Below are 16,096 nucleotides of genomic sequence, written 5' to 3'. Positions count from 1 at the left end.
TTTAGCCGGGAGGATAGTCCCGCATCGCTAGAGCGGTTTAGTCAAGCAAGCCGAGCAAGGTCCGCGCACTTCCCCCGCGACGATCCGAGCAAGGAGACACCCTCGTGCGACACATACGAAGGAGCCGGTGGGGCCGGTGGACCGCCACCGCCCTGGCCGCCGTGACCCTCGCCGGCTGCGGCCTCGGCGGCGCCGAGGACTCCGGCGCGCCGGGACCGGTCGGCACCGGCGGCGAGGTCAAGGGCAAGGTCTCGCTCCAGACCTGGGCGCTCAAGCCGAAGTTCACCGCCTACATGGAAGGCGTGATCTCCGGCTTCGAGAAGAAGTACCCCGGCGTCGAGGTCGAGTGGCTCGACCAGCCGGGCGAGGGCTACTCGGAGAAGGTCCTCAGCCAGTCCGCCGGCGGCACCCTTCCCGACGTCGTCAACCTGCCGCCGGACTTCGCCCTGCCCCTGGTGAAGCAGAACCTGCTGCTCGACATCGGCAACGCCGACCCGGCGGCGGCCGCCGACTACGTCAAGGGCGGCCTCGACGCCTACCGCTTCCCCGGCCACGACGGCACCTACGGCTACCCCTGGTACCTGAACACCGACGTCAACTACTGGAACGGCGAGCTGTTCACCAGGTTCGGCCTCGACCCGAAGAAGCCGCCGGCCACGCTCGACGAGCTGGTCGAGGCCGCCCGTACCGTCAAGGAGAAGTCCGGCGGCCAGACGTATCTGATGAGCCGCAAGCCCAACCTGATCGACCTGGCCAACGCCGGGGTGCCGATCATGTCCGCCGACGGCAAGACCTTCACCTTCAACACCCCCGAGGCCGCCGCCGTCCTCGACACCTACCGCGCGGCCTTCAAGGAGGGCCTGCTGCCCAAGGACGTGCTCACCGAGACCTACGCGGGCAACACCAAGCTGTTCGGCTCCGGCACCGCGGCCTGGACCACCGCCGGCGCGAACTACGTCACCAGCCTCGCCGTCGACAACCCGAGCCTGGCCCCCAAGGTGGTCTCCTCACCCGCCATGGGCACCCCGCCGCTCTACGTCCAGGGCCTGTCCGTCCCGAAGAACACCAAGAACCCCGCCGCGGCCCTCGCCCTCGCCCGCTGGGTGACCAACGCCGAGAACCAGGCCGCCTTCGCGCACGAGACGAGCATCTTCCCGTCCACCACCGCCTCCGCCGCCGACCCCTTCTTCAGCAGGAGCGACGGCAGCAACGCGGGCGACGCCAAGGTCACCGCCTTCCGCTCGCTCGCCTCCGCCCGCGTCCTCGAACCCGTCCAGGCCAACGAGGCGATCAAGACGCTGATCAACCAGCAGATCGCCCTCGCGGTCAGCGGCCGGACCGGTTCCAGGGAAGCCCTGGACACCGCGGTCGCCCGCGCCAACCAGCTGCTGAAGGACTGACCGGATCCACGAAAGGCTTCCCATGACCCACCGGCGCTGGTTCACGCCCTGGCTGCTCGCCGGTCCCGCACTGGTCTGGCTCGCCGTGTTCAACCTGTGGCCCGCGGTCAACACGGTGATCCTGTCCTTCACCAACGCCCGGCCGCTCGGCGGCGGACACTTCACCGGCCTGGAGAACTACCGACGGGCCCTCGACGACGAGCAGTTGACCGACGCGCTGGTCAACAGCGTCATCTACCTGGCCGTCTGCCTGCCCCTGCTCACCCTGCTGCCGCTGCTGCTCGCGCTCCTGGTCGAGAAGAAGCTGCCCGGCATCACCTTCTTCCGCACCGCGTTCTACACCCCGGTCGTCGCCTCGGCCGTCGTGGTCGGCCTCGTCTGGGGCTGGGTCCTCGACGACCGGGGACTGCTCAACGGCATGCTCCACCAGCTCGGCCTGGCCGACCGGCCCGTCTCCTTCCTGACCGACCGCTGGCTGCTGCTCTTCAGCGCCATCGCCCTCACGGTGTGGAAGGGCCTCGGGTACTACATGGTCATCTACCTGTCCGCGCTCGGGAACGTCGGCCGCGAACTCCACGAGGCCGCGGCCGTCGACGGCGCCTCCGCCGCCCGCAGGTTCCGGCACGTCACCCTGCCCGGCGTCCGCCCCGCGATGATGCTGATATCGGTCCTCGTCTCGGTCTCCGCGCTGCGCGTCTTCTCCGAGCTGTACGTCCTGTCCAACGGCACCGGCGGACCCGGCGGGCGCGACATGTCGGTGGTCATGCTCATCCAGATGTACAGCCGCGGCTTCACCGGGCACATCGGCTACGCCTCCGCCCTCAGCATCCTGCTCTTCGTCCTCACCGTCGGCCCGATGCTCCTCCTGGCCCGGCTCGACCGGAAGGCGGCCTGACGCATGACCACCCCGGGCCGCGCCCCGCGCGCCACCGAGCAGGCGGTGCGCTACCTGCTGCTCTTCCTCGTCCTGCTCCTCACCATCGGCCCCTTCCTCTGGCAGCTGTCCACCTCGCTCAAGGGACCGGGCGAGGACATCTGGTCCCGCACCCCCTCCTTCCTGCCGGACGCTCCCACGCTCGCCAACTACGCACAGGTCGCCGACACCGTCCCGGTCTGGACCTACGCCGCCAACTCGCTGGTCGTGGCGGGCATCGCGGTCGGCGGCAACGTCGTCGGCGCGACCCTCGCCGGCTTCGCGCTCGCCCGGCTGCGGTTCAGGGGCGCCCGTTTCGCGTTCGCCCTCTTCGCGGCCACCCTGGTGCTGCCCGGAGAGGTCACGATCGTCTCCCAGTACGTGACGGTCCGCAGCCTCGGCCTCACCGACACCCTCCTCGGCGTCGCCCTGCCCGGCGCCATCGGCATGCTCAACGTGCTCCTCATGTACACCGCCTTCCGCGCCGTGCCGCCCGAGCTCGACGCCGCCGCGCTCGTCGACGGCGCGAACGTGTGGCAGCGCCTCGTGCACGTGGGCCTGCCCAACGTCCGGGGCATGCTGAGCGTCGTGGTGATCTTCACGTTCATCGCAGCCTGGGACGACTTCCTGTGGCCGCTGATCGTCCTCAACGACCCCGGCCGCTACACGCTCACGGTCGGCCTCCAGTACCTCGACGGCACCTTCTCGGCCAATCCCCGGCTGATCGCCGCCGGCACCATGATCGCCTTCCTGCCGGTCGTGGCCGTCTTCGCGGCGCTCCAGCGCTTCTTCTTCAAGGGGGTCGAGGAGGGCGCGATCAAGGGCTGACCCGACCACGTCCCCACCCTCCACCGCGAAGGATCCGCACCTCGCATGACGAACCCTCGGAACACCACCGGTCCACGCTTCGGCGTCAACTACACCCCCAGCCAGGGCTGGTTCCACCACTGGCTCGACTTCGACCTCGACGCGGTCCGCGCCGACCTGGACGCCATCGCCGTCCTCGGCCTGGACCACATCCGCGCGTTCCCGCTCTGGCCCCTCTTCCAGCCCAACCGCACCCTGATCCGGCCGCGCGCCCTCGACCAGCTCGCCTCGGTCGTCGACGCCGCCGCCGAGCGCGGCCTCGACATCGCGGTGGACGGCCTCCAGGGCCACCTCTCCAGCTTCGACTTCCTGCCGTCCTGGACCCAGACCTGGCACCGGCGCAACCTCTTCACCGACCCCGAGGTCCTCGACGGCCAGACCGCCTACCTGCGCACCCTCGCCGCCGCCCTCGCCGACCGGCCGAACTTCCTCGGCATGACCGTCGGCAACGAGATCAACCAGTTCTCCGGGGACCCGCACCCCGACCCCGACCGCATCACCCCCGACCAGGCCGGCGACTGGCTGCGCCGCATGCTCGCCGCCTGCGAGGACGGCGCACCCGGCCGGCTCCACCTGCACGCCGCGTACGACGCCGCCTGGTACCTCGACGACCACCCCTTCACCCCCGCGCACGCCGCCCGCATCGGCGGCGCCACCGCCGTGCACTCCTGGGTCTTCAACGGAACCGCCCAGCGGTACGGCGGCGACTCCTTCGCCGCCGGGCAGCACGCCGCGTACCTGATCGAGCTCTCCAAGGCCTGGGCCGAGGACGCCCGCCGCCCTGTCTGGCTCCAGGAGGTGGGCGCCCCGGCCCCGCACGTGCCGCCCGAGCGGGCGGCCGAATTCACCCGGACGACCGCCGCCGCCGCGCTCGACTGCCCCGATCTGTGGGGTATCACGTGGTGGTGCTCCCACGACGTCGACCGCTCGCTCGCCGACTTCCCCGAACTCGAGTACAGCCTGGGCCTGTTGACCAACGACGGCCGGACCAAGCCGGCCGGCCGGGCACTGGCGGACACGATCGCCGGGACACGGGCGGCGTTCGTCCCCGCGGAGCCGAGGAGCACGGCGCTGGTCCTCGACCTCGCGGAGGACGGGACCAAGCGCTCGGAGTGCGCCCCCGGCGGCCGCTGGTTCGAGGCCTTCGTGCGGCTGGCCGCGGACGGAGCCCGCCCGGCCGTGGTCCTGGCCGCCCGCGCCGCCGACCGGACCCACCTGGCCGCCCGCGGCATCACCGAACTCGTCACCCTCGACGACCTCGGGTAACGGCGAGCGGGTTCCGGGCCCCGGCGACGGCGGGAGGGGACTCCACCCGGAGTCCCCGGCGCCCTCCCCGCCCACCGGCCGGACGGCGCCCCTCGGAGAGCCGACACCGTATCCGTACACCTCCCACCCACGGAGTGCCCCGCATGCATGACGACCGCAGCCTCGTCGAGTCCCGCCTCAAGCGCGTCCTCGACGAACGCATCCGACCGGCCGTGTACCCCGAGTCCGTCCCCCTCCAGGCCGGCATCTGGACCGCGCCCGGCGAACCCGTCCCGGTCGCCGAGGGCCTCGCCGCACCCCGCACCCCGATCGCCGTCGGCGACGCCTGGGGCGCGCCCTGGGGCACCAGCTGGCTCACCGTCTCCGGCGCGGTGCCCGAGGAGTGGACCGGCCGTACCGTCGAGGCGCTGATCGACCTCGGCTTCGACGCCAACATGCCCGGCTTCCAGTGCGAGGGCCTCGTCTACCGCCCCGACGGCACCCCGGTGAAGGGCCTCCACCCGCGCAACCAGTGGGTGCGGATCGCGGCCCCGGCCGCGGGCGGCGAGGAGGTGCTGCTGCACGTCGAGGCCGCGTCCAACCCGGTGATCCTCGACTACCACCCCTTCCTGCCCACCGGCCTCGGCGACAAGGACACCGCGGGCGACCGGCCGCAGTACCGGCTCGCCCGCCTCGACCTCGCCGTCTTCGACGAGACGGTGTGGGAGCTCGTCAACGACCTGGAGGTGCTCGGCGAGCTGATGGCCGAGCTGCCCGTCGAGGGCGCCCGCCGCTGGGAGGTCCTGCGGGCCGTCGAGCGCGCCCTCGACGCGGTCGACCTCCAGGACGTGAACGGCACCGCCGCCGCGGCCCGCGCCGAGCTCGCCGGAGTCCTCGCCTCGCCCGCCGAGCCCTCCGCCCACCGCATCAGCGCCGTCGGCCACGCCCACATCGACTCGGCATGGCTCTGGCCGCTGCGCGAGACCGTGCGGAAGGTGGCCCGCACCACGGCCAACATGACCGCGCTCCTGGAGGACCAGCCGGACTTCGTCTACACGATGTCCCAGGCCCAGCAGTACGCCTGGATCAAGGAGCACCGGCCCGAGGTCTACGCCCGGGTCAAGAAGGCGGTCGCCGAGGGCCGCTTCGTCCCGGCGGGCGGCATGTGGGTCGAGTCCGACACCAACATGCCCTCGTCGGAGGCGATGGCACGTCAGTTCGTGCACGGCAAGCGCTTCTTCCTCGACGAGTTCGGGGTCGAGAACCAGGAGGCCTGGCTGCCCGACACCTTCGGCTTCGCCGGCGGCCTCCCTCAGATCATCAAGGAGGCCGGCTCCCGGTGGCTGCTGACCCAGAAGATCTCCTGGAGCCAGGTCAACTCCTTCCCGCACCACACCTTCTGGTGGGAGGGTGTCGACGGCACGCGGATCTTCACCCACTTCCCGCCGGTCGACACCTACAACTGCTCCATGCGGGGCAAGGAGATCGCCCACGCCGTACGGAACTTCAAGGACAAGGGCCGCGCCCGCCACTCCCTCGCGCCCACCGGCTGGGGCGACGGCGGCGGCGGCACCACCCGCGAGATGATCGCCAAGGCGGCGAGGCTGCGCGACCTGGAGGGCTCCGCCACGGTCCGCTGGGAGCGGCCCGCCGAGTTCTTCGCCAAGGCGCAGGCGGAGTACCCCGAACCACCCGTGTGGGTCGGCGAGTTGTACCTGGAGCTACATCGCGCGACGCTCACCAGCCAGGCCCGCACCAAGCAGGGCAACCGGGCGAGCGAGAACCTGCTGCGCGAGGCCGAGCTGTGGGCCGCCACCGCCGCCGTACGGGCCGGACTGCCCTACCCGTACGAGGAGTTGGACCGCGTCTGGAAGACGGTGCTGCTGCACCAGTTCCACGACATCCTGCCCGGCTCCTCCATCGCCTGGGTGCACCGGGAAGCCGAACGCACCTACGCCGCCGTCGCCGAGGAACTCGGCGGGATCATCGGGCGTGCCCAGCGCGCCCTCGCGGGCGAGCCGGAACGGGACGGCGCCGAGGTCGTCTTCAACAGCGCCCCGCACGCAGCAGCCGGCGTCCCCGCGGGCGGCGCCCGCCGCGCCGACACCCTGCCCGCCGCTGCCACCCGCTGCACCGTCGAGCCCCGTGACGGGGGCGGCTTCGTCCTCGACAACGGGCTGCTCCGGGCCGTCGTGGACGGGCGCGGACTTCTCGTCTCCGTCGTCGACCTCGACACGGGACGCGAGACCGTCGCCCCCGGCGCCGCCGCCAACCTCCTCCAGCTCCACCCCGACTTCCCCAACATGTGGGACGCCTGGGACGTCGACCGCTTCTACCGCAACACCGTCACCGACCTCACCGTCGCCGACGGACTGACCGTCGCCACCGACACCCCGGAGGCCGTGTCCGTCCGCGTCACCCGCTCCTTCGGCGCCTCGACCGCCGTCCAGACCCTGAGCCTCACCGCCGGCGCCAGGCGCGTCGACCTCGTCACCGAGGTGGACTGGCACGAGACGGAGAAGTTCCTCAAGGCCGCCTTCCCGCTCGACCTGCACACCGACCGCTACGCCGCCGAGACCCAGTTCGGCCACCTGTACCGCCCCACCCACACCAACACCAGCTGGGAGGCGGCCAAGTTCGAGGCCTGCAACCACAGGTTCGTCCACTTCGAGGAGCCCGGCTGGGGCGTCTCCCTCGTCACCGCCTCCACGTACGGCCACGACGTCACCCGCACCGTACGGCCCGAGGACGGCGGCACGACCACCACGGTGCGGGTCTCCCTGCTGCGCGCCCCCCGCTTCCCCGACCCGCACACCGACCAGGGCGTCCACCGCTTCCGGCACGCCCTCGTCCCCGGGGCGAGCGTGGGCGACGCGGTCCGCGAGGGCTACCTGATCAACCTGCCCGAACGGCGGGTCCCCGGCAGTGCGGACGTGGCCCCCCTGGTGAGCGTCGGCGAGGAGGCCGTGGTCCTCAGCGCCGTCAAGCTCGCCGACGACGGCAGCGGCGACGTCGTCGTCCGCCTCTACGAGTCGCGCGGCGGCCGCGCCCGCACCCGCCTCACCGCCGGCTTCGCCCTCGCCGGCGCCCGGTACTGCGACCTCCTGGAGCGGCCCCGGGACGAGGAGCAGGTAAGGGTCGAGGGCGACGACGTCCTCGTCGAGCTGCGCCCCTTCCAGTTGCTCACGCTGCGGCTCGCCCGCGCGTGAGGCACGACGGGTGGCCCCGGCCCTGGGCAGGGACCGGGGTCACCCCCTACTCTTGCGCCCTGATCCATCGGGGCGGGTGAGCTGGGGGAGACATGGGCGTGCTGCCGGAAGGACTCGGAGAGGCGATACGCGACACCGCGCGGGACATCGCCGACGTCGTCCGGGCCGCCCCCGACACCGTGTGCGCGGTGCCCCGTCTGACCTGGACCTTCGGCGAGACCGCGGCCCACCTCGGCCAGGCCAACCGGCTGATGGCCGACCTGGCCGCCGGCCGGCCCCGCCCGTACGGCGACGGCACCCCGCAGGGCATCGCGGCCGCCAACGAGGAGGTCCTGGCGGCCTACCCCGAGCGGGCCGCCGGGCCGCTCGCCGACCTGATCCACGACCAGGCCCTGGCCTTCCTCGACGCGGTCGAGGAGCGAGCCCCGGAGGAGGTCATGGAGACCCCGATGGGCCCGTACGGCCCGGCCGCGCTCGGCGCGTACCTGCTCACCCACATGCTCGGCCACGGCTACGACCTGGCCCGCGCGCTCGGCCGCCCGCACATGCTGGACCGCCGCCGGGTCGAGCTGACCCTGCCGTTCATGGTCGCCGTGATGCCCCGGGTGACGGACCCGGCCGCCGTCGCCGGGCTCACCGCCCGGTACCGCGTACGGCTCTGGGGCGGCGCCGAGTTCGGCGCGACCGTCGCCGACGGGCGGGTCACGACCGTCCAGGGAGCCGTCGACCGCGCGGACTGCACGATCCTGACCGAGCCCGTCGCCTTCCTGCTGATGGCGCTCGGGCGGATCGACCCGGTCCCGGTCATGGCGACCGGCCGGGCGCTCGCCTGGGGCCGCAGGCCCTGGCTCGGCCCCCGCTTCCCCCGGCTCTTCGTCGCCCCTTAGGGGGCGTCCGCAAAGTCCCGCCGGCCCGCGGCGTCTGGCACGCACGCTCGCCGCGTTGCCGGGATGCCCACGTAGCGAGCTACGAGGGCATCCCGGGCGAGCTACGAGGACATCCCGGCGCCTTGCGATCGCACGCACCAGACGCCGCGGACCCTGCCCTGCGGGCAGACGGCGCTGCTTTTCCGGCTCCCCTAGGACCCGGTGGTCACCCGCGCCTGGTGGATCCGCAGGTGCAGGGTCGCCAGGTCGAGCAGGGGCGTCGGGACGCCGAGGACGCGGGCCCGGTCCGTCAGGTCGCCGAAGAGGTGCTCGACCTCGGTGGGACGGCCGGCCACGAGGTCGCGGTAGAGCGACGGCACCATGGGGGACCCGGCGGCAGTCACCACGGCCAGGCTCGCCCGGCGCTCGGCCTCCGGCACCGGGTGGCCGGCGGCGGCCGCCACGGCGGAGGCCTCGTCGAGGAGGCGCGTCGCCAGCTCCGTGCCGCCCGGCTGCCCGTTGATCTCGCCGACCGTGCCGCGCATCAGGCTGGTGAAGGCGCCGAAGGTGGTGATGAAGACCCACTTGTGCCACATGGCGGTGAGCACGTTCTCGGGGACGCGCGCGTCGATGCCCGCGTCGGCGAGCACCTTGCGGATCGCCTCCACGCGCGGCGAGACGATGCCGTCCCGCTCGCCGACGGTGAGGTGGGCGAGCGGCGCGAGCCGCAGGATGTCGCCCTCGTCGTCGAGGGTGGTGACCACCTTCGAGACCCCGCCGAGCACCCGCTCCGCCCCGAACCGGGCGGTGAGCGCGTCGAGATGGGCGAAGCCGTTGAGCTGCGGCACGATCGCCGTGTCCGGCCCGACGGCCGGGGCCAGGTCCGCGGTCGCCGCCGCGAGGGCCGTCGCCTTGACCGAGAGCAGCACCAGGTCGTAAGGCTCCGGCGCGGCGGCCAGCTCGTCGGCGGTGAGCAGCACGGGGTCGACCCGCCATTCCTCGTCCCGGCCCACGACTCGCAGTCCGCGCCGGCGCAGCGTCTCGGCGCGGGCGGGGCGCACGAGGAAGGTGACGTCCTGTCCGGCACGGGCGAGCATGGCGCCGAAGTAGCCACCGGTGGCACCGGCGCCGACGACCAGGATCCTCATCGTTCCACGACCTCTCTGTGGGCGGGCTGGGGGAGCAGCGGGGTGAGCAGCCGGTGCGGCCGGGCCAGCGCGGCCGTCACCGGATCGGAACCGGGTCCGGCGGGCGCGACGCCGGGCCCGGGGGTGACGACCAGGTCGGCCACGGGAACGGAGTCGCCGCAGGCCGTGCAGCGGCCGTCCTCGCCGACCGGGGCGTCGTCGGCGGCGTGGACGTAGACGCGGCGCGGCCCGCCCCGCGCCGGGTAGAACCGGTCGCCCCACGCGCTGAGCGCGCGGACGGCCGGCCAGAGCTCGACGCCCTTGGCGGTGAGCACGTACACCTCGCGCCGGCCGGTGTCGGGGCGGCGTTCGAGCACCCCGGCCGCGGTGAGCGTGGCGAGCCGGTCGGTGAGCACGGCGCGCGGGACCGAGAGGTGCGCGGCGAACTCGCCGAAGCGGCGCACCCCGTGGAACGCGTCCCGCACGATCAGCAGCGTCCAGCGCTCGCCGACGATCTCCATCGAGCGGGACAGGGCGCAGCTCTGCCCGCTGTAGTCGCGCGGAAGTGTCATGGACGGACCCTAACCCGAAGAGTTCGGTGACCGAACCGTATTTCTGCCGCGGATCGGTCCCGGCACCGCCCCGGCCGTTCGGCCGCCCGCCGGTTAGGCTCTGCGCACGATGAAGACCCGCAAGGACACCCCGGAACCCAAGGCCGACAAGGCAGGCGTACGCCGGCACAACCTGAGCCTCGTGCTGCGCACCGTCCACGAGGCGGGCGAGACGACCCGCGCCGCGGTCGCCGCCCGCGTCGGCCTCACCCGCGCCGCCGTGTCCTCGCTGGTCGAACAGCTCCTGGAGAGCGGCCTGCTCGTCGAGTCCGGCAAGACGTTCAGCGGCCAGGCGGGCCGCCCGGGTACCGTCCTCAAGCCCGCGGACACCGGACCCGCCGGGCTCGGCGTCGAGCTCAACGTCGACTACGTGAGCGTGTGCGTCGCCGACCTCGGCGGCACCGACCGGGTCCGGCGCACGGTCCGGCTCGACAACCGTGCCCTCGCACCCGTCGAGGTGCTGCGCCGAGCGGCCGGCGTCGCCGCCGACGTGCTCGCCGAGGCCGCCGAGCGGGACCTGCGGCCCACCGGCGTACGGCTCGCGCTGCCCGGCCTGGTCTCCGGCGGCACCGTCCAGCAGGCACCCAACCTCGGCTGGAACCGGGTCGACGCGGACGCCCTGTTCGCCCGCGCGCTGGGCGCCGCCCGGCCCGCCGGGGCCCCGGTCCTGCCGGTCGCCTCCGACAACGAGGCCAACGTCGCCGCACTCGCCGAGCTGTGGTTCGGCGACCTCGGCGACATCCGCAGCTTCCTCCACGTCACCGGCGAGATCGGCGTCGGCGGCGCGATCGTCCTCGACGGCGAACTGCTGCGCGGCGCCCACGGGTTCGCCGGTGAGATCGGCCATCTCACCGTCGTGCCCGACGGGCCTCGCTGCCGATGCGGCTCCAACGGCTGCCTGGAGCGGTACGCCGGTCAGTCGGCGCTGCTGCGTGCCGCCGGGGTGCGCGGGGTCGACGCCCTCGTGCGGCGGGCCGAGGAGGGCGAGCCGCGCGCGCTCGCCGCGCTCGAACAGGCCGGCCGGATGCTCGGGGTCGCCGTCTCCGGCGCCGTGAACCTGCTCGACCCGCAGTCCGTCGTCCTCGGCGGGATCTACCCGCGCCTCATGCCCTGGATCGCCCCGGCCGCCGAGGCCGAACTCGCCCGCCGCGTGGTCTCCGGACTCTGGACCCCGGCCAAGGGCCGGCTGCGCGCGGCCGCCGGCACCGCCGACGCCGCACGTGGCGCGGCGGCCCTGGTGCTCCGCGACATCCTGGCCGACCCGCTGGCGTACGGCGGCTGACGTCGGGTCCGGCGGTGCGACGCCGCCGATCCGAGGGCCGTGCCGCGGACTCTCATCCCCCTCTCACCCGGGCCTTATCCGCTCATCACGGGGCGCTCCTAGCTTCGCGCCCATGTTCTTCACCTACCTCCGGCGCGAACTGCGCCGTCGCAGAAAGGCGGCGCTGGTCGTCGCCTCCGGGCTCGCGCTCGGCATCGCGCTGGTCATCGTCGTCAACTCCGTCTCGTCCGGCATGAAGCAGGCCCAGGGCAAGGTCCTCGAATCGCTCTACGGACTCGGGACGGACCTCACGGTCACCAAGGCGCAGGAGCAGCCCAAGGCCGGACAGCAGGCCCAGCGGCCCCGCTTCGAGTTCAAGGGCCGGGACGACGGCGAGGAACAGAGCAGCGACCGGCTGATGGTCCAGGGCTTCCAGACCCTTCCCGACTCCACCGTCGCCACCGTCGCCAAGCAGGAGGGCGTCGCCAAGGCGGTCGGCGGCCTCAGCCTGGTCAACCTCAAGATCAACGGCGAGTTCAAGCGCGGCGAGATCCAGCGCGGCCAGGCCGCACAGCCCGGCGGCCCCGGTGGCGCGGGCGGCGGCTCCGGCCCCGGCGACACCGTCACCGGCGGCGGCGCGGCCTTCGACGTCGACTCCTTCACCCTCTACGGCACCGACGTCACCACTCCCGGCCTCGGTCCCCTCACCACCTCCGCCATCACCTCGGGCCGTGGCTTCACCACCGCCGAGACGGACGCGAGGGTCGCCGTCCTCGACAGCGCGTACGCCAGGCAGGAGGGGCTGTCCGTCGGCGGGACCCTCACGGTGAAGGGCGTGAAGCTCACCGTCATCGGCATCGCCACCGCCGACAGCGGCCAGGCCGCCGCCCAGGTCTACCTGCCGCTGAAGCAGGCCCAGACGCTGTCCGGCTCCCAGGGCGAGGTCACCACGGTCTACGTGAAGGCCACCGACTCCAAGGAGATCGACACCGTCAAGGCCGCCATCCAGAAGAACGTCACCGGCACCACCGTCACCACCTCCGCCGACCTCGCCCGCACCGTGTCCGGCTCGCTCGACACCGCCGCGGGCCTCGCCACCACCGTCGGCCGCTGGCTCTCGTACGCGGTGCTGCTCGCCGCCGTCCTCGTCGCCGGACTGCTCACCTCTTCCGCCGTCAGCCGCCGCGTCCGCGAGTTCGGCACCCTGAAGGCCCTCGGCTGGAAGAGCGGCCGGGTCACCCGGCAGGTCGTGGGCGAGGCCCTGGTCAACGGCCTCATCGGCGGCGTCCTCGGCATCGCGGTCGGCCTCGGCGGCGCCTGGCTCGTCACCGCCGTCAGCCCCACCCTCACCGCCGAACTCGGCGCGGGCGCGGGCGGCGGCTTCGGCGGACCCGGCGGCGGCCGGCTGGTCGTGGGCGGCGGACCGGGCGGGCCCGGCGCCGGCGAAGCCCTCGGCAAGACCCTCGACATCGCCCTCACCGCCCCGGTCAGCCTCACCACCGTCGGCCTCGCCGTCCTCCTCGCCCTCGGCGGCGGCCTCGTCGCGGGCGCCTTCGGCGCCTGGCGCGCGTCCCGGCTGCGCCCGGCGGACGCGCTGCGCCGTGTCGAGTAGCCCCGCGGGCGCCGCACGCCCGACCCCACCCCGTACCACAGGAGTCGCAACCATGTACGAACTCACCGGCGTCACCAAGCAGTACCGGCGCGGCCAGGACAGGGTCGATGCCCTGGCCGGCATCGACCTCACCGTCCGCGAGGGCGACCGGCTGGTCATCCAGGGCCCCACCGGCGGCGGCAAGTCCACGCTGCTGCAGATGCTCGGCGGCCTCGACCGGCCCAGCGCGGGCAGCGTCCTGCTCGACGGCACCGACCTGGCGACGATCTCCGAGAGCCGCCTCACGGACCTGCGCAGCCGGCTCATCGGCTTCGTCTTCCAGAGCTTCAACCTGATCCCCACGCTCACCGCCCAGGAGAACGTCGAGACCGCGCTCGTCCCGCTCGGCGTCCGCGCCCCCGAACGCCGCCGCCGCGCCGCCGAGGCTCTGGGGTCCGTCGGCCTGGACGAGCGCGCCGGCCATCTGCCCTCCGAGCTGTCCGGCGGCCAGCAGCAGCGCGTCGCCATCGCCCGGGCCCTGGTGAAGCGGCCGAAGGTGCTGCTCGCCGACGAACCCACCGGCAACCTCGACGAGTCGATGCGCGACGAGATCGTGGACCTCCTCGAAGGGCTCTGGAAGGAGCACGGCCTGACCTTCGTGATGGTCACCCACGACAGCGCCATCGCCCGCCGCGCCCCGCGCCTGGCAACCCTCCACAAGGGCCGGATCACCATCAAGGAGAACCCGGTCCCGGCAGGCGCCGCTTAGGGCACTTCTTCCGGATCCGGGCCGGGCACCGCGTCCTGTCCGGCCCCGGTCCGAAGGAAACGGCTAGACGCGCACGCCGTGCGCCCGCAGATACGCCAGCGGGTTCACGTCCGAACCGAAGTACGGCGTGGTCCGCACCTCGAAGTGCAGGTGCGGACCCGTCACCCGGCCCGTCGCCCCGGAGAGGGCGATGCGCTGCCCGCCCGAGACGCTCCGGCCCACCGGCACGTCGATGCGGGAGAGATGGGCGTACTGGCTGTAGCGGCCGTCGGCGTGCCGGATCACCACCTCGTTGCCGTAGCTCCGGCCGTAGCCGGCGCGGACGACCCGGCCGGGCCCGACCGCGCGCACCGTGGTGCCGGACGGCACCGCGAAGTCCTGCCCGGTGTGATAGCCCTTCGACCACGAACCGGGCTGACCGTAGGAGCCGGTGAAGACGTACGAGGAGACCGGCGCCGTCCAGCCGCGCACGGCCCCGGCCGTGGAACCGCCACGGGAGCCGCCCGGGAAGCCCGAGCCGGCCGAGGTACCCGGGCCGCCGGCCTTCGCGCCCGTGCGCCGCTCGTACTTCCACCGGTGGGCGGTCCAGTACCAGTGGCCGCCGCTCCTGAACCAGTAGACGCGGTCCCGGGCGTCCCAGCCCTGCCGGCCACGGAACACCGGTTCCTCGCCCGCGCCGGCCGGCTGCGCCGCCGGCGCCGTACCGCCGCCGCTCCGCACGTACGTGTCGTGGTGGCCCGTCCAACGCCACGCTCCCGCAGCGTTCCTGTACCAGTACCGCGAGCCGTCCCAGCCCGCGTGCGACGGGGCCGGTTCCGCCGAGGCGGGGCCCGCGCCCGTGCCCGCGAGCGCCGCCGCGCCGAGCGTCGCCACGACGGCGCAGCGCACGCCGCGCAGCGCCGCGTGACCGCCGCCGCGCTCGGCCCGGGCGGCGCTCCGGGCCGCCGCGCAGCCCGCGCAGTCGCAGCCGCCCCCCGGCGCCACGTCGGTGAATCCGGGGACCCGCAGGTCCATGGTGTCCTCGTCCCGTACGCGCACGCGCATGCTTCCTCTCACTCCTGCTCCTGGCCGGGAAGTCCGCCCCGCCGGGTGGAGAAGGCCACGGTCAGATCCTTGACCAGGGCCTGGCGTTCGAAGTCGTCGAGCTCGACGAGCCCGCGGGCCGTCAGCCGCGTCACCGTGTCGTCCACGGCGTCGATCACGCCCGTCAGCACGGAGTCCCGGTGCCTGGCGTCGAGCGCCGCTATCTGCCGCCGCCGCATCGCCGCCGCCACCTCGGGCGCGTACTCGATGCGGGTCGGCTGCGCCGAGAACACCCCGATGCCGACCGGCCGGCACTCCGCGGCGAGCAGCCGGGTCAGCCGGGCGCCGACCGCCTCCGCGTCGCGCAGCGTGGGCCCCTCGCCGCGGAAGGAGTCGGCCGGCAGCTGGGACAGGACGCGCGCGGTCGCGGCCTCCACCTGCTCGCGGAGGTAGTCCAGATGGTCGTCCACGCAGAGCAGGGCCCGGGCCGTGTCCCGCACCGACCACACGACGAGCACCACCACGCGCAGCGCCGCGCCCTCGGCGTCGACCACGGCGATCGGCTCGCTGCGCCAGTGCCGCAGCCGTACGTCGATCCGGCGGCGCAGCACGAACGGGCTGATCCAGACCAGACCGGTGCGCCGCACGCTGCCCCGGTAGCGGCCGAACAGCGAGAGCACCCACGCGGAGCCGGTACGGCCCCGGGTGAGCCCGCCGAAGCCCAGCACGGCGACCGCGGCGCAGCCGCCGAGCGCGGCCCACTCCCAGGGCAGCAGATGGACCGGGTGCAGCGGCCGGGCGCGCCACAGCAGCGCGGCCGCCGTGCCGAGCGCCGTCAGACCGACGAGGACGGCGCACCAGCCGGGCAGCGCGGGGCCGTTGCGCTCGACGAGCTCGGGCTCCTCGGGCGGCGGCCGGAGCGGCGGCTCCAGCGGGCCGGTCCGCTCCCGGGACTTCGGCTGCTCGGAGGACTCGGGCCGGGCCGGCCGGTGGACCGCCGGCAAGGTCGCGGTCGGGGACTCCGTCCGGGGCGCCGAGTCGGCGCGGAACAGGTCGTCCATCGGTATGCCGTCGGCGTGGAAGCGCACGCGCTGGGGCAGGGGCCGCTTCTGTTGCTCGGTCATGAGGCCCTTCCGGCCGTCACTCGACGAGGTGACGACGTGTCGGATGATCTTCAAACCATCCTCACAGGGGTCGATGTCCGGAATGCCGCG

At 73.6% G+C, this 16,096-nt stretch carries 13 protein-coding genes; 9 read left to right on the top strand and 4 right to left on the bottom strand.

Annotated elements, in window-relative coordinates:
- The first annotated feature begins 104 nt into the window (after nucleotides 1–104).
- The 6 genes from ACFY8W_RS05405 to ACFY8W_RS05380 all read left to right on the top strand — a co-directional run bounded on the left by ACFY8W_RS05405 (nucleotide 105) and on the right by ACFY8W_RS05380 (nucleotide 8,521).
- Nucleotides 105–1,400, top strand: a complete 1,296-nt coding sequence (locus ACFY8W_RS05405; RefSeq protein WP_391100515.1) for an extracellular solute-binding protein — start codon at nucleotides 105–107, stop codon at nucleotides 1,398–1,400.
- A 22-nt stretch (nucleotides 1,401–1,422) separates the two neighbouring features.
- A complete protein-coding gene (locus ACFY8W_RS05400; protein ID WP_391100512.1) occupies nucleotides 1,423–2,295 on the top strand; it encodes an ABC transporter permease subunit in 873 nt (290 codons plus the stop codon).
- A 3-nt stretch (nucleotides 2,296–2,298) separates the two neighbouring features.
- Entirely contained in the window at nucleotides 2,299–3,141 is an 843-nt protein-coding gene (locus ACFY8W_RS05395) for an ABC transporter permease subunit (protein ID WP_391100509.1), read from the top strand.
- Between the two features lie 45 nt (nucleotides 3,142–3,186).
- The gene (locus ACFY8W_RS05390) at nucleotides 3,187–4,446 is read left to right on the top strand and encodes a glycosyl hydrolase (RefSeq protein ID WP_391100507.1); all 1,260 of its coding nucleotides are present in this window, start codon (nucleotides 3,187–3,189) and stop codon (nucleotides 4,444–4,446) included.
- Between the two features lie 143 nt (nucleotides 4,447–4,589).
- On the top strand, nucleotides 4,590–7,634 hold the full coding sequence (locus ACFY8W_RS05385) for a glycoside hydrolase family 38 C-terminal domain-containing protein (RefSeq protein ID WP_391100505.1): 3,045 nt from the start codon (nucleotides 4,590–4,592) through the stop codon (nucleotides 7,632–7,634).
- Nucleotides 7,635–7,726: 92 nt separating this feature from the next.
- Entirely contained in the window at nucleotides 7,727–8,521 is a 795-nt protein-coding gene (locus ACFY8W_RS05380) for a maleylpyruvate isomerase family mycothiol-dependent enzyme (RefSeq protein ID WP_391100503.1), read from the top strand.
- A gap of 191 nt (nucleotides 8,522–8,712) precedes the next feature.
- Here the strand turns inward: ACFY8W_RS05380 and ACFY8W_RS05375 are convergent, their stop codons facing one another.
- Together ACFY8W_RS05375 and ACFY8W_RS05370 are read right to left on the bottom strand one after the other, a co-directional pair.
- Nucleotides 8,713–9,648, bottom strand: a complete 936-nt coding sequence (locus tag ACFY8W_RS05375) for a 2-dehydropantoate 2-reductase (RefSeq protein WP_391100501.1) — start codon at nucleotides 9,646–9,648, stop codon at nucleotides 8,713–8,715.
- A complete protein-coding gene (locus ACFY8W_RS05370) occupies nucleotides 9,645–10,199 on the bottom strand; it encodes a winged helix-turn-helix transcriptional regulator (protein ID WP_391100499.1) in 555 nt (184 codons plus the stop codon). Before ACFY8W_RS05370 ends, ACFY8W_RS05375 begins: the two co-directional genes overlap by 4 nt.
- 109 nt (nucleotides 10,200–10,308) lie before the next feature.
- Here ACFY8W_RS05370 and ACFY8W_RS05365 point away from each other — a divergent pair, with 109 nt between their 5' ends.
- From ACFY8W_RS05365 to ACFY8W_RS05355, 3 genes are all read left to right on the top strand, one after another.
- Nucleotides 10,309–11,520: an ROK family protein gene (locus tag ACFY8W_RS05365; protein WP_391100496.1), complete on the top strand. Its 1,212-nt coding sequence runs from the start codon at nucleotides 10,309–10,311 to the stop codon at nucleotides 11,518–11,520.
- 112 nt (nucleotides 11,521–11,632) lie between these two features.
- The gene (locus tag ACFY8W_RS05360; RefSeq protein WP_391100494.1) at nucleotides 11,633–13,111 is read left to right on the top strand and encodes an ABC transporter permease; all 1,479 of its coding nucleotides are present in this window, start codon (nucleotides 11,633–11,635) and stop codon (nucleotides 13,109–13,111) included.
- 52 nt (nucleotides 13,112–13,163) lie between these two features.
- Nucleotides 13,164–13,859, top strand: coding sequence for an ATP-binding cassette domain-containing protein (locus ACFY8W_RS05355; protein ID WP_391100491.1), 696 nt, complete (start codon nucleotides 13,164–13,166; stop codon nucleotides 13,857–13,859).
- A 63-nt stretch (nucleotides 13,860–13,922) separates the two neighbouring features.
- Here the strand turns inward: ACFY8W_RS05355 and ACFY8W_RS05350 are convergent, their stop codons facing one another.
- Together ACFY8W_RS05350 and ACFY8W_RS05345 are read right to left on the bottom strand one after the other, a co-directional pair.
- Complete coding sequence (locus tag ACFY8W_RS05350) at nucleotides 13,923–14,903, bottom strand: peptidoglycan DD-metalloendopeptidase family protein (protein ID WP_391100488.1); 981 nt, start codon at nucleotides 14,901–14,903, stop codon at nucleotides 13,923–13,925.
- A gap of 8 nt (nucleotides 14,904–14,911) precedes the next feature.
- On the bottom strand, nucleotides 14,912–16,006 hold the full coding sequence (locus tag ACFY8W_RS05345) for an SPFH domain-containing protein (protein ID WP_391100485.1): 1,095 nt from the start codon (nucleotides 16,004–16,006) through the stop codon (nucleotides 14,912–14,914).
- Between the last annotated feature and the right edge of the window lie 90 nt (nucleotides 16,007–16,096).

It is taken from the genome of Streptomyces sp. NPDC012637 (genome assembly GCF_042954805.1).
In the GTDB taxonomy this organism is placed as follows: domain Bacteria; phylum Actinomycetota; class Actinomycetes; order Streptomycetales; family Streptomycetaceae; genus Streptomyces.
The sequence above is the reverse complement of the archived record's forward strand: the minus strand, read 5'-3'. Positions and strand labels throughout refer to the sequence as shown.

Bases quoted from the DNA above. Each gene is read 5' to 3' on its own strand.
- ACFY8W_RS05365 (WP_391100496.1), top strand. From the start codon at position 10,309: ATGAAGACCCGCAAGGACACCCCGGAACCCAAGGCCGACAAGGCAGGC.
- ACFY8W_RS05385 (WP_391100505.1), top strand. From the start codon at position 4,590: ATGCATGACGACCGCAGCCTCGTCGAGTCCCGCCTCAAGCGCGTCCTC.
- ACFY8W_RS05375 (WP_391100501.1), bottom strand. From the start codon at position 9,648: ATGAGGATCCTGGTCGTCGGCGCCGGTGCCACCGGTGGCTACTTCGGC.
- ACFY8W_RS05345 (WP_391100485.1), bottom strand. From the start codon at position 16,006: ATGACCGAGCAACAGAAGCGGCCCCTGCCCCAGCGCGTGCGCTTCCAC.
- ACFY8W_RS05350 (WP_391100488.1), bottom strand. From the start codon at position 14,903: ATGCGCGTGCGCGTACGGGACGAGGACACCATGGACCTGCGGGTCCCC.
- ACFY8W_RS05400 (WP_391100512.1), top strand. From the start codon at position 1,423: ATGACCCACCGGCGCTGGTTCACGCCCTGGCTGCTCGCCGGTCCCGCA.
- ACFY8W_RS05395 (WP_391100509.1), top strand. From the start codon at position 2,299: ATGACCACCCCGGGCCGCGCCCCGCGCGCCACCGAGCAGGCGGTGCGC.
- ACFY8W_RS05355 (WP_391100491.1), top strand. From the start codon at position 13,164: ATGTACGAACTCACCGGCGTCACCAAGCAGTACCGGCGCGGCCAGGAC.
- ACFY8W_RS05370 (WP_391100499.1), bottom strand. From the start codon at position 10,199: ATGACACTTCCGCGCGACTACAGCGGGCAGAGCTGCGCCCTGTCCCGC.
- ACFY8W_RS05390 (WP_391100507.1), top strand. From the start codon at position 3,187: ATGACGAACCCTCGGAACACCACCGGTCCACGCTTCGGCGTCAACTAC.
- ACFY8W_RS05360 (WP_391100494.1), top strand. From the start codon at position 11,633: ATGTTCTTCACCTACCTCCGGCGCGAACTGCGCCGTCGCAGAAAGGCG.
- ACFY8W_RS05380 (WP_391100503.1), top strand. From the start codon at position 7,727: ATGGGCGTGCTGCCGGAAGGACTCGGAGAGGCGATACGCGACACCGCG.